11 protein-coding genes are annotated in these 13,572 nt (G+C 34.1%); 6 read left to right on the top strand and 5 right to left on the bottom strand.

All coding sequences use genetic code 11. The features are described from left to right. Positions 1 to 103 precede the first annotated feature (103 nt). The 4 genes from MHB47_RS03385 to MHB47_RS03370 all read right to left on the bottom strand — a co-directional run bounded on the left by MHB47_RS03385 (position 104) and on the right by MHB47_RS03370 (position 5,716). Complete coding sequence (locus MHB47_RS03385) at positions 104 to 568, bottom strand: DUF1641 domain-containing protein (RefSeq protein WP_065338576.1); 465 nt, start codon at positions 566 to 568, stop codon at positions 104 to 106. Continuing rightward, positions 568 to 3,522 (bottom strand): formate dehydrogenase subunit alpha, encoded by a 2,955-nt coding sequence (gene fdhF / locus MHB47_RS03380; protein ID WP_340755144.1) that lies wholly within the window; start codon positions 3,520 to 3,522, stop codon positions 568 to 570. Before fdhF ends, MHB47_RS03385 begins: the two co-directional genes overlap by 1 nt. Positions 3,523 to 3,840: 318 nt before the next feature. Then, on the bottom strand, positions 3,841 to 4,794 hold the full coding sequence (locus MHB47_RS03375; RefSeq protein WP_445684150.1) for an LCP family glycopolymer transferase: 954 nt from the start codon (positions 4,792 to 4,794) through the stop codon (positions 3,841 to 3,843). Between the two features lie 127 nt (positions 4,795 to 4,921). Continuing rightward, positions 4,922 to 5,716: an inositol monophosphatase family protein gene (locus tag MHB47_RS03370; RefSeq protein ID WP_340755140.1), complete on the bottom strand. Its 795-nt coding sequence runs from the start codon at positions 5,714 to 5,716 to the stop codon at positions 4,922 to 4,924. A 451-nt stretch (positions 5,717 to 6,167) separates the two neighbouring features. On the opposite strand from MHB47_RS03370, the gene MHB47_RS03365 reads away from it, so the two are divergent. From MHB47_RS03365 to MHB47_RS03340, 6 genes are all read left to right on the top strand, one after another. Further along, positions 6,168 to 6,860: a helix-turn-helix transcriptional regulator gene (locus MHB47_RS03365; protein ID WP_002506899.1), complete on the top strand. Its 693-nt coding sequence runs from the start codon at positions 6,168 to 6,170 to the stop codon at positions 6,858 to 6,860. Between the two features lie 224 nt (positions 6,861 to 7,084). Continuing rightward, positions 7,085 to 7,414 carry a hypothetical protein gene (locus tag MHB47_RS03360; RefSeq protein WP_002506898.1) on the top strand — a complete coding sequence of 110 codons (330 nt, stop codon included), beginning with the start codon at positions 7,085 to 7,087 and terminating at the stop codon, positions 7,412 to 7,414. A gap of 98 nt (positions 7,415 to 7,512) precedes the next feature. Then, entirely contained in the window at positions 7,513 to 8,565 is a 1,053-nt protein-coding gene (locus MHB47_RS03355; protein ID WP_340755137.1) for a MupG family TIM beta-alpha barrel fold protein, read from the top strand. 2 nt (positions 8,566 to 8,567) lie between these two features. Further along, a complete protein-coding gene (murQ, locus tag MHB47_RS03350; protein ID WP_193018478.1) occupies positions 8,568 to 9,455 on the top strand; it encodes an N-acetylmuramic acid 6-phosphate etherase in 888 nt (295 codons plus the stop codon). A 76-nt stretch (positions 9,456 to 9,531) separates the two neighbouring features. After that, positions 9,532 to 10,971 carry a PTS transporter subunit EIIC gene (locus MHB47_RS03345; RefSeq protein WP_021338444.1) on the top strand — a complete coding sequence of 480 codons (1,440 nt, stop codon included), beginning with the start codon at positions 9,532 to 9,534 and terminating at the stop codon, positions 10,969 to 10,971. Between the two features lie 2 nt (positions 10,972 to 10,973). After that, the gene (locus MHB47_RS03340; RefSeq protein WP_340755134.1) at positions 10,974 to 11,849 is read left to right on the top strand and encodes a MurR/RpiR family transcriptional regulator; all 876 of its coding nucleotides are present in this window, start codon (positions 10,974 to 10,976) and stop codon (positions 11,847 to 11,849) included. A gap of 156 nt (positions 11,850 to 12,005) precedes the next feature. Here MHB47_RS03340 and MHB47_RS03335 read toward each other — a convergent pair whose 3' ends face one another. Continuing rightward, on the bottom strand, positions 12,006 to 13,436 hold the full coding sequence (locus MHB47_RS03335) for an alkaline phosphatase (protein WP_340755131.1): 1,431 nt from the start codon (positions 13,434 to 13,436) through the stop codon (positions 12,006 to 12,008). Between the last annotated feature and the right edge of the window lie 136 nt (positions 13,437 to 13,572).

Here is a 13,572-nt window from a genome sequence, read left to right as displayed (position 1 = left end):
CGCATTTTCAATTCAGTCAACCACTGCCAATATAAAAATGAGACTGAGACATGTGCTATGTCCCAGCCTCTAACTTTTATTTTAACTATTTATTAGGGAATGCTTATCTTGACATACCTCTAAGCATATTCATCATATATGTCAGACTACGATTCATTTCATCATCTTTCAACATACCCATCAAGCCAGTAATCGATGTTTTTTGATTCGGATTGGCCTGATTTGCGACATGTAAGCCTTTGTTCACTTTATTTAACATCTCAGATAAGTCATTTACATCTAAGTCACCTAATAAAAATACAAGTGAAGCCATATTTGAAATCAAACCTGAATATTGTTCTTTATTTAATTCAACAGAGAACTTATTGGCTATAACACCTCTACTTTTAATTGCACCAGACATAGCATCTAGCAATTTAGCATCATCTAAAGTGCTAATGATGTTGATTGCTTTTAAAATGCTATCTTTGTTTGCAACAATTGCATCTGTCACTTCAGCTAAATTTTCCTCTTTAATCTCTGCTTCAGTTTTTTGCATGCGTTTAATATTCGTTATTCTTTCAGCCATTATTTATCCACCTGACTTCCTGGGAAAGTATAATCTTTACGTTTCCATTTGTCTTCAACTCGAACGCTGTATTGTGGTTGACGTTGTTTATTTACACGGAAGTTCGTAGGGTTAAGTGGTGATTTACCTCTTCGTGTCTTCACTTCCATGCGACAGCTTGTACGTTTATAAGATGGAGTATCTGTATCTTTGTCTACATCACTATTTGTTAATAAGTTAATCGCTCCATGGTCACCATTTTCCATAGCATTATTATTTAATGGGATATAGATTTCTTTACCTTTAACTCTATCCGTCACATGTGCCACAAGTTCTAATTCACCAGTTTCAGAAATTAATTTAATTTCTGCTCCCTCATGAATACCTCTGTCCTCAGCTAGTTCAGGAGATACTTCAACAAATGCATTTGGCATTTTGTATTGAAGTCCTGGTACTTTATAAGTCATATTGCCTTCATGGAAATGCTCTAATATACGACCGTTATTTACATGTAAATCATATTCTTCATTTACTTTAAAGAAATTATCAAATGTTAATGGATAGAACTTCGCTTTTCCATCATCAAAATTAAAGCCTTCTAAGAACAGTGTCGGTTGATCTGTACCATCTTCTGCAACTGGCCATTGTAAACTGTCATATCCTTCTAAACGATCATAGTTCACACCTGAATATGATGGCGTTAATCTTGCGATTTCATCCATGATTTGACTTGGATGTGTATAGTTCCAATCATAACCTAACGTTTTGGCTACAGCTTGGATAATCTCCCAGTCTGGTTTAGAGTCACCTTTAGGTTCTAAAGCTTGGTATAAACGTTGGATACGACGCTCTGTATTTGTAAATGTGCCTGTTTTTTCTAATGATGGACTTGCTGGTAACACTACATCTGCGTATGAAGCAGTAAATGTAAAGAACTCATCTTGTACTACTAAGAAGCCAACTTTTTCCAATGCAGCTTGTACATAGTTGATGTTAGAGTCAACGATACCTGTATCTTCACCATATAAATAAAGTGCATCAATTTCTCCTTCATGTATACCTTCCATCATTTGATGGTTATCTTTACCTACTTTTCTAGGTAATGTTTGACCATATTCGCGTTCGAATTTTGCTCTTATTTCATCGTCAGTAACACTTTGATATCCTGGGAATTTGTCAGGCATACTCCCCATATCACTACAACCTTGTACGTTATTATGACCACGTAAAGGATAAGCGCCTGTGCCTGGTCTTCTATAGTTACCTGTTGCTAATAATAAATTAGATATCGCTGTTGAAGTGTCACTACCAATGTCTTGTTGTGTCACACCCATTGCCCATGCGATTGATACTGATTCAGCATCTACAAGTTGATGTGCAAAGTCTATTAAAGCTTCTTTAGAGATACCCGTTGTTTCTTCCGCAAAATCCATTGTAAATGGCGCTAATGATTTATGATACGCTTCAAAGCTGTTCACCCATTCGTCGATAAATACTTTATCATGAAGATCGTTATCGATAATGTATTTAGTCACTGCTGACAACCAAACTAAATCAGTACCAGGTTTAGGCTGATAGAAATTATCTGCGCGTTCAGCCATTTCATGTTTACGTATATCAAACACATTTAAAGTATTGTTATATAGCTTATGACCACGTTTAATACGTGAAGCAATAACTGGATGAGCTTCTGCTGTGTTTGTACCAATTAAGACAACCATATCTGCAATTTCAAGATCATCTATTGAACCAGAGTCACCACCATGACCTACCGTTCTAAATAGCCCTTTTGTTGCTGGTGCTTGGCAATAACGTGAACAATTATCTACATTATTTGTGCCAATGACTTGTCTTGCAAGCTTTTGCATAAGATAAGACTCTTCATTTGTTGCTTTTGAAGATGATATAAATGCTAAGCCATCTGAACCATGAGAGGCTTTAACTTTATTAAAGTTATCAGACACAACTTTTAGTGCTTCATCCCATTCAACTTCTTCAAATTGGCCATCTTTACGTACTAATGGTTTTGTGAGACGTTCTTCTGAATCAATATAATCCCAACCGAATTTGCCTTTAACACACGTTGCAATTTTATTAGCTGGTGATTCTTGTTGAGGTTGAACTTTTATAACTTCTCTATCTTTTGTCCATACATCGAAAGAACAACCAACACCACAGTATGTACATACTGTCTTAGTTTTTTCGATACGCTCTTCACGCATTGCTGCCTCTGAGTCAGAAACTGCAAACAACGGACCATAACCTGGTTCCGCTTTTTTCGTTAAATCAATCATAGCTGCTAATGATCCAGGCTCTAAATCAGTCATATAGCCGGCACTGCCTTCCATATTGACTTCCATCATTGCATTACATGGACAGACTGTTGCGCATTGACCACAACCTACACATGATGAATCGTTGATTGAAGTATCATTATCCCAAATCACTCGTGGTTGTTGGCGTTCCCAATCAATTGTAAGTGTTTCATTTACTTGAACGTCTTGACATACTTCTACACAACGACCACATAAAATACATTGATTTGGATCGTAACGATAGAAAGGACCGTAATCTTTTTCGTATGGCTTTTCTTTATATTCATAAGTTTGATGCTCTAAACCCCATTGGTCCATTGTATTATGTATTTCACAGTCGCCATTGTTATAATCACAAACTGTGCAATACAACATATGATTTTCTAAGATTCTGTCTAAAGCTTCTTTTTGGCTTGTTTGTACGTTATCATTTTGCGTATTAACAATCATAGGTCTATCAATTGTGGTACCACACGCACGTGCCATTTTACCGTCTATTTCAACAGTACACGTGTCACAAGTTTGTATTGGACCTAGCGATTCGTTATAGCATATTGATGGAATAAATGTATCTTGAGATTTGATGAACTCAAGTAAATTCGTCCCTGGTTCTACAAGATAATCTTTGCCATCTAATGAGACAATCAAATGTTCTTGCATTCTCTTCACCCCTATTATTATTTATGATGCCCGCGTTATATATCTATTAGGTGCTGAATAACATTCCATCTAAAAAGCCCACACTTTTTTAAGATAATGTTATCTATATTGTATATCTATTTCATTTAAATGTTAAGGATTTCCACCTTATTTCACATTTTATTATATTAGATGTACTTTATGGCTCAAAACTTAATATTTATAGAAAGTTATTTTATAATTCTTTTTGATCAATAATCTTTCTGTTATTTCGTAAATATTGGCATAATAAAAAAACTATAGATTTTAGCATTCGCCAAAATCTATAGTTCATTTAAATTACATTCCTAAATTATCTTTAATGCTTGCTTCAATTTCACTAAGTGAACTCTCACTTGGTATAAAATAGTACAAGCCATCATCTTGTATGCCACCCTGTCCATCTAACTGGTGTCTATTGACCTGTTCATTCGCATCATTATAATTACTTCTTATTTTGTTTAATTCTCCAACTGTAAGGTCCGTTTTCACATTATCTTCAACATGATTCATTAATGAATTAAAATGTGTAACTGAACTGATACTTGTAAGTTTATTAGCTAAGCCTTGGATAACAAGTTGTTGACGTTCTTGACGACCAAAGTCTCCGCCAGCGCCCTCTTCTTTACGACTTCTAATAAATGCCATCGCTTCTTCTCCATCCATATGGGATTGAACGCCCTCACTAAACTGATAACCATCATATGAGAATGACGCGTTACTCGTTACATTGATACCACCGACAGTATCTATCATATCTTGCATACCGTCCATATCTATTGTTGCGTAGTGATCAATAGGTACATTTAATAAATTCTCTACTGATTTCACTGCCATATCAGGTCCACCATAAGCATATGCATGGTTGATTTTTTCAGTAGTACCTTTACCTACGATTTCTGCTTGTGTATCTCGTGGAATGCTGACAATTTCTGTCGTTTTTTTCTGCGGGTTAATCGATAATACCATTACTGTATCACTACGTTGACCGCCACCTTCAGCATCTCTTTTGGCATCAGAATCGACACCAAACAAAGCAACTGTAAATGGATCACCATCATCTAAATTGACGTCTTTATCTCTTAATGAAGATTTATCTCTGTCTAAAGGATTATGAATTGATCCCCCAACAGAAAATATTTTAAATCCTAAATAAATAACTGCTAGTAACGCTAATAAAAATAATATACCAAAGAACCACAATATTAATTTTGTTGGTAAGCCCATTTTTTTATTTTTTTTAGAACGATTCACTCTTATCATTCTCCGTTTCTGTATTCAATTTCTCTCATTTAGTAATACATTATATATTAATAAGTTGGGTTTGGCATAGTGCTTTAGACCTATTATTTATATAATAAATAATAAATACAGTGATTTTTTATTGTATTTTGTATCCCTTTCCTGAATTTAGTATACCTAATACTTTTTCATGACAACCATTGTTACTAATAATAAATGGGCCTGCTTTAGAGAAGTCTAGCGGCGTATTATCTAAAGTCGTCATTTTAAGTCCAAGTTCACTGGCAAACAAGAATTGCGCTGCGATATCCCAAGGTTTTGGATTTGTATTAACATGCGCACCGAATTGTCCTTTGATTACACGGATTGAATCTAAACCACAAGATCCGATAAAACGATGGCTAAATGAAGCATCATTTAGGCCATGAATGGTCTCATCATTCATAACTAATGTATTAAATGAAATAATTGCATCTTGTAAATCAATACTTTCGGGTTTTTCTAGTCGCTTACCATTCACATATGCACCATACCCTTTAGCTGCTTTGTACAGTTGACCATGTGGGTAATCATAAATATATGACAGCATTGGTTCACCATCAATAAAATAACCTAGAATAATACAGTAATCTTCTTGTTGTTTAACTAAATTTGTCGTTCCATCAATGGGATCCATAACCCATACATGTCCTTCTTTAGGATGCACTTCTTCATTCGACTTTTCTTCAGCGAACAACTGATGTTCTGGAAAATTTCGCTTTAAAAATTGTTCGAAGTTATGTTGTATTGATTTATCAACATTTGTCACTAAATCAAACCTATTTTGTTTCGTACTTGTAACCATATCCTCGATTAACTTCGGGATGACTTTATCCAATGTTTCAAGCCAAGACCTCACGGCATCATCGATATAAATTAATTGTTCTTTTTCCATGTATAGACACCTCTTTAAATTTATAAATTATTATGTTCCTTATTAAGTATGAACTATCTTTAATTTATTATATTTTATCATAGAAATATTAATGAAATATATGATATATCATAACCACTAAAACAATTTGGCACACATATTGTTGCTATAACATAAAAATAAAACCGACCAGCGTAGCTAGTCGGTTAAATAGAAAGGAAAGTAAGTAATAAATATTGAAGATGTTTGATTAGTAACGTGAACGAATTAGATGTTAACAAAACTATATGTAATAGCCTACCCCTTTGTCATCTACTCGCTACCCCCTTGTTACTAATTACATATTAACATAAGTTTTTAGCTAATGTAAGCGTTTTCTTTATTTTTTTAAAAAAGTTTTTCTAAATGTCGTCATTGTCACTTTTATGATATAATAAATGTAATATGTAATCATTTGGGAGGTGACTTTCTAATGAATAAACGCGAGAGACAAAATAAACTTGTTCTAGCTATTCAAGAGAATAGACAAATTACCGCTTCAGAGTTAGCAAAAAACTTAGACGTGTCAAAACGAACGATTTTAAGAGATATTCAAGATTTAGAAGATCAAGGTGTGAAAATTTTAGCAAAGCACGGTAAACTAGGTGGCTACCAACTTCAAGAAACACCAAATAGTTATGAGATTGAGCTGACTGAAAATCAACTATCCGCTTTGTTCTTAGTGCTTAATGAAAGTCAGTCTTACACTACGTTACCTTATAAAGAAGAAGTTAATGCAATTATTAAAAAATGTTTGAATTTACCTTATACAAAAATGCGACGCGCTTTAAAAAAGCTAGACCGTTATATTAAATTTGATCACCGACAACATACAAATTTACCACCTATATTTTCTGAAGTCCTCATTTATTGTACTGAAAGAAATGTTATGGCAATGGAATACAATAACGGTACAAATATAGGCACTGAAAATGTTATTTTTATCGGATTATTATGTGAAAAAGGTCTGTGGAAAGCAGTCGTCTTTGAAATTGGTTTGGGTAAAACAAATGAGATTCCTATTATTGATATACACGATATCTCATATTCATTTGAAAAGACAATCAAGACTCAAGACATTACTATAAATAATTATCAACAATTTTTAAATCCAACTGAGTCCTAATTGTCTCAGTTGGATTTTTAATTACTTATATTTTTTCGATAAGCAAATAGTTTATTAATTCCTAAAGTCGTTTCTCAAAATTTCTCTCTCCTTTTCACAAGTTTATAATTACCTTCCTATTCTATTCAATATTGTATGTTGATTATTTAAATTCACCCTAAGCACAATGAAATATTTTCAATTTAAATTAAACAGCCTCATCACATTTATGAAAGGAAGTCTTTATGTATAACTTAGAATTCCATCATTTAGAACAACACATCAGTAAATTATTGAACTTACTAGAAATATATAAATTTGCAATCGTCACCAATCATAAAAAGAAAAACGACTACAAACAAAATATTCATGATTATATCGATAAAGAATACGCCGCTCTAAAAAGCGTCTCAAAGCATCATACTTCTCTTATTCACTACAATTACTTTCAATTTCTTTCTGAACAAATTGAACAGCCTATAGATGAACTAACTATAGGTAATACAACGAAATATATAAGTGATATTCAGCAACGTTTATTTCGTATCCACCAATTATTAACCCCTCTTTTGTAACAATATTACACTCTGAAGATTTTTATAAATTAAAATTGTAATAGTTTTTCATGTATTGTACAATGAAAACGATTACAGCAATATAAGGAGTGATAGCAATGCATGGATTTTCTATATATCTTGGACAGCCCATCGACAAACCATATATCAAACGGATGATTGCTTCAGGCTACAGCACCATTTTTACATCTGTACAAATTCCTGAAGAAAACGAAAGTACTAAATATCGCTATTTGGGAGAACTTTTAGATTATTTATCTAATGATCAGCTTACATATATGATTGATATCAATCCTTTGTTGCTGGATCACAATTTCTATCAATTCTTACATCAATATGAGACAGCAGAATTTATGATCCGTATCGATCATAGTACTTCTTTAAATGTCGTCAACGATATTATCAGTAACGGATTCAAATGTTGTATCAATGCTAGCATCATCTCAGAGCAATTATTGCAACAGCTTTACCATGAGCTTAAAGATTTTACTTATCTTTGTTATTGCCATAATTATTATCCAAGACCTGATACTGGTTTGGAGCCGCAATTCGTAGCGTCACAAAACAATTTGATTTTAAAATATAACGCACAAGCAGATATATTTGGCTTCATCACTGGTTCAACGTTGCGTGGCCCTCTATATAAAGGTTTGCCAACAATTGAATCTACAAGATATCAGCACCCTATTCAAAGTGCACAGTTACTTAAAGATAACTTAGTAGAACATGTAATGATTGGAGATCCACTCATTGATTCACATGCTGCACAACAACTCATTACTTTTTTACACCACAGACATTTCAACCTAAATATTACGCTTTTAGATGACCAAGTATCATCAATATTATTTAAACCTCATACGGTGCGTGCTGATAATCCAGCTCACGTTATTAGATCACAAGAAGCTCGTCTTTATTGTGATACAGAGATTCAACCATTTTCAACAAATGGTCGAAATTTCGGTGCTATAACCGTGGATAATAAACTAAATGGACGTTATCAAGGTGAATTACAAATTATTAAAAATGATTTACCACCGCATAATCATATCAATGTTGTAGGTGAAGTTAAAAAGACCGATTTACCATTAATTCAATGCATGCGCCCTAATGACACATTTGAATTTACGTACAAGAATAAGGAGCTGTAAAAATGAGTAATTTAATAACTGAATCAAGAAATGAAGCTACAATGCACTTAGACGAAATGTCTATTCAACAAGCTTTAGAGACTATGAATGAAGAAGATCAAAAAGTACCTCAACAGATAAAACAAATATTGCCTGACTTAGCCAAAGTCATTGAAGTTACAACGAAGCAATTTAAAAAAGGTGGCCGCATTATCTATATGGGCGCAGGCACGAGTGGAAGACTCGGCGTACTCGATGCAGCAGAATGTGTGCCTACATTTAATACAACACCTGATGAATTCATCGGATTAATAGCCGGTGGTCAACCTGCCATGACAGTCGCAGTCGAAGGTGCTGAAGATAGTGAATCACTAGCACATGATGATTTAAAACACATTGACTTAACAGACAACGATGTAGTTATTGGCATTGCGGCCAGTGGAACTACGCCCTACGTCAAAGGCGGTTTAAAATACGCTACAGAGTTAGGTGCCCATACAGTTGCCATTTCTTGCAATGTCGATACAGAAATTAGCAAACTAGCAGAATTCCCTGTAGAAGTTAATGTCGGTCCCGAAGTATTAACTGGATCTACGAGATTAAAATCAGGAACAGCACAGAAACTAATCCTTAATATGATTTCCACAATCACAATGGTTGGTGTGGGAAAAGTTTATGGCAATCTTATGGTAGATGTAAAAGCCACAAACCATAAATTAGTTGACCGTTCAGTGCGTATTATTCAAGATATTTGTGATATTCCATATGAAGAAGCTCAAAAGCTTTATAATGACGCAGACCAAAACCTTAAACAAGCAGTCGTTATGTACCTATGTGATATTTCAAAAGCTGAAGCAGAAACAAAATTACGTCAAAATGACAATATTATTAAACAAGCAATAAAAAATTAATTTATCCTGATTTAAATAGCAATGTCACGTTGCCACATGAACCATATAACTATGATGCAATAAGGAGGTATATAGGATGACAAAAGAACAAAAACTCGCTGAACATATTATAGACGCTGTTGGTGGCCTTGATAATATGGATAATGTTATTAATTGTATGACCCGTGTCAGAATTAAAGTGATCGATGAAAACAAAGTAGATTATGATAAATTAAAAGCAACTCAAGGTGTTATGGGCGTCGTAAAAGACGAACGCGTGCAAGTGGTAGTTGGTCCAGGTACTGTTAATAAAGTAGCGGATCATATATCTCAATTAAGCGGTGTACGTCTAGGGGAAACAATCCCTCATAACTCTACGAATTATAAAGCTGATGCTGAAGCCAAAGCACAAGAAAATAAAACAGCAATTCAAAGCAAACAAAAGCGTGGCGCCTTTAATAAATTATTAAAAACAATTGCCAATATCTTTATTCCGTTAATCCCAGCCTTTATTGGTGCCGGATTAATTGGTGGTATTGCTGCAGTCTTAAGTAACCTTTTAGCTGCTGGCCAAATTTCAGGTGACTGGGTTACACAACTTGTCACAGTGTTCAATGTAATTAAAGATGGTATGTTAGCTTATCTAGCTATTTTCACAGGTATTAATGCAGCCAAAGAATTCGGCGCAACACCGGGGTTAGGTGGTGTTATTGGTGGTACCACATTACTCACAGGATTAACTGATGAAAATGCGATTACTAATATATTTACAGGCGAACCACTGCAACCTGGTCAAGGTGGTATTATTGGTGTTATTTTTGCAGTATGGCTTCTTAGTATCGTTGAAAAACGATTACATAAAATTGTCCCTAATGCAGTAGATATTATTGTCACACCAACTATTACGTTATTTATCATCGGTTTATTAACTATATTTATCTTTATGCCATTAGCTGGCTTTGTTTCTGACGGTTTAGTATCTGTCATCAATGCTACAATCAGTATCGGTGGCGTTTTTAGTGGCTTTATCATCGGTGCTTTTTTCCTACCGCTAGTTATGTTAGGATTACATCATATATTTACGCCTATTCATATTGAAATGATCAATCAAACGGGTGCAACTTATTTACTTCCTATTGCTGCAATGGCAGGCGCTGGTCAAGTTGGTGCTGCTTTAGCTTTATGGGTAAGATGTAGGAAAAATACTACGTTAAGAAATACACTCAAAGGTGCACTACCTGTAGGATTTTTAGGCATCGGAGAACCTTTAATTTATGGTGTCACTTTACCGTTAGGCAAACCATTCTTCACTGCCTGTATTGGTGGAGGTATTGGTGGGGCTGTTGTTGGAGGTATTGGTCACATTGGAGCAACTGCAATTGGACCTAGTGGAATCTCATTGTTACCTTTGATTTCAGATCATATGTATTTAGGATATATTGCAGGACTACTCGCTGCGTACGCAGGTGGTTTCGTCTTCACCTATTTCTTAGGTACGACGAAGACTATGAGAGAATCTGATAGCTTAGGTGATTAATTATGACCAACGTACTTTACAAAATTGACAGCAATTATGCTCAGTTAACTAAAAGTGAGAAAAAAATTGCAGATTTTATCTTGAATTCACCACATAAAATCATCAATATGTCAGTACAAGATTTATCTAACGAGATTCATACTAGCACAGCATCCATCGTTAGATTTAGTAAAAAAATTACAGATAAAGGTTTCCAAGAATTAAAAATTGCCATTTCTCGTTATTTACCTGATGACGCAATCCATAATAATCACCTTGAATTGGCGGATAATGAGTCAGTCGATACACTAAAAACAAAAATGCTATCTCGTGCAACAGACACGATGAACTATGTATCAACGTACATAGATGAATATAGTATTGACAGTATTTGTGAAACAATGAAGCGTTCAAATACAATATTCTTATTTGGTTATGGTGCTTCACTCGTAATCGTTACTGACTTATTTCAAAAATTATCACGCATTGGACTCAATGTCCGTTTGTTACAAGAAACACATTTATTTATGTCAACATTAGCAACACACGATGAAAATGACTGTATTATCTTTGTAACAAATCAAGGTAATCATAGTGAAATGCAATCCATGGCTAAAGTCGCAACAGACTATAACATTCCAATTATTACCATTTCTAGTTCTAATGATAATCCTGTTGCAAAAGTTTCAGACCATACTTTAATATATGGTCAAACGGATGAAAACGAACTACGTATGGCTGCAACAACATCATTATTTGCTCAACTTTTTACAGTAGATATACTTTACTATCGCTATATCGCATTGAATTATCAAAGTGCATTAGACTCTATTACACAGTCTAAAATGGCTTTAGATAATTATCGTAAGCATTTATCTAAAATTAAATTCAAACATTAATCTATATGTTAAGTTGAACTATAAAAAAAGCACCTATCGTCAGCAAAATACGCTGACTTGATAGGTGCTTTTTTGTGAATTAAAATAAGAGACTAGTAAATCGTATAGTAATTTTTAGTGCCTTATTTTAAGTTATCCTAAATATTGATATTTTATTTATTTAGCTTCACTTTTTAAGAATTCAAAAATGTTTTTAGCATTATCTGTATTATCTATATTTCCTTGGAATTTATCACTACCAGGGCCATAAGCATATGTGTTCACGTCTTCACCTGTGTGTCCTGTTGTAGTCCAACCTGTATTCGATTTATCATTGATTGGTTTTTGAATTGCGTTTTGTAATTTTTGTAATTGCCCTTCATATGCATCATCATCTTCATTTAATTTTTTCAACTTCTCAGCTTCATCTTTAATTTTATCAATTTGAGATGCCTCTACATCAAATCCATAACCTTCATTAATTACTTTTTCAGCATCTTCGCCTTTGGCAATTTGTTCAGTCATGTATGTTCCTGAATGTTTCATATCGTGGATTACTTGAGGGTTCCAAAGGTAATCTTCACCTTTGGCAATTGATAAACCACCTGTTGAGTGATCTGCAGTTGCCACTACAAGTGTATCTTTATGTTCTTTAGCATAGTTCATAGCATAATCAAATGATTTTTCAAAACCTTCCATTTCTGACATTACACCAGTAACATCATTTGGGTGACCTGCTTTATCAATCGAAGCACCTTCCACCATTAAGAAGAACCCTTTATCATTTTGCTGTAATTTATTAACTGCAGTTTCTGTCATATCTAATAATTTAGGATTTTTATCAGGGGCGTCTATTTGTAATGGCATATTTCCATCAGCGAACAAACCTAATACTTGTTTACTTGTTGATTTTTGTAAATCTGTTTTATTATCTACAACGTCATAGCCATCTTTTTTAAATTTATCTGCTAAGTTGCCATTTTCTTCACCGAAATATTTTGCACCACCGCCAAGTAAGACATCTACTTTATGTTCGCCGTTAATTTTATCATTGTAAAATTGTTGTGCAATTTCATCTTTTTTATCGCGTGAGTCTACGTGTGATGCATAGGCTGCAGGTGTTGCATCTGTAATCTCAGCAGTGGAAACTAAGCCTGTTGATTTACCCTTTTCTTTTGCTTGTTCTAATACTGTTTTAACATTTTCTTTATTTTCATCTACACCAATTGCCCCATTATATGTTTTATGACCAGAACTAAACGCAGTAGCTGATGCTGCTGAGTCCGTAACATTCTCTTTCGGGTCAGCTGGATTTGTACGTTGATTGCCGACAAGATGTTGATCGAACGCAGTTTTTTCCATTTCTTTTGTTTCAGGATTATCTGCAAAATAACGATACGCTGAATTATAAGATGGTCCCATGCCATCGCCTACTAAAAATATTACATTTTTAGGATTTTCAGTATTTCCCATATACGACACATCAGGTGTATCATTTGATGCTTTTCCATCACCAGAAGCATATGTTGATTGTACATTTCCTAATGCAGATCCAACAACAATTGCACTAGCTACAGTTACAGTTGCTAACTTATTTAATAGTTTCATAAATTAATAACTCCTTTGATATGTATTATTGTGCTTACATGTTAAGTGTAATACTCTAATTTTGTCTCAATATTTTAATAATGTAAATTTTCTGTAAAACACTAGTTGTGTAAATGCTTATATACCTATGGTTTTG

It is taken from the genome of Staphylococcus sp. FSL K6-3157, from assembly GCF_038005145.1.
Lineage (GTDB): Bacteria > Bacillota > Bacilli > Staphylococcales > Staphylococcaceae > Staphylococcus > Staphylococcus equorum.
This window is presented reverse-complemented; position numbering and strand designations above follow the sequence as displayed.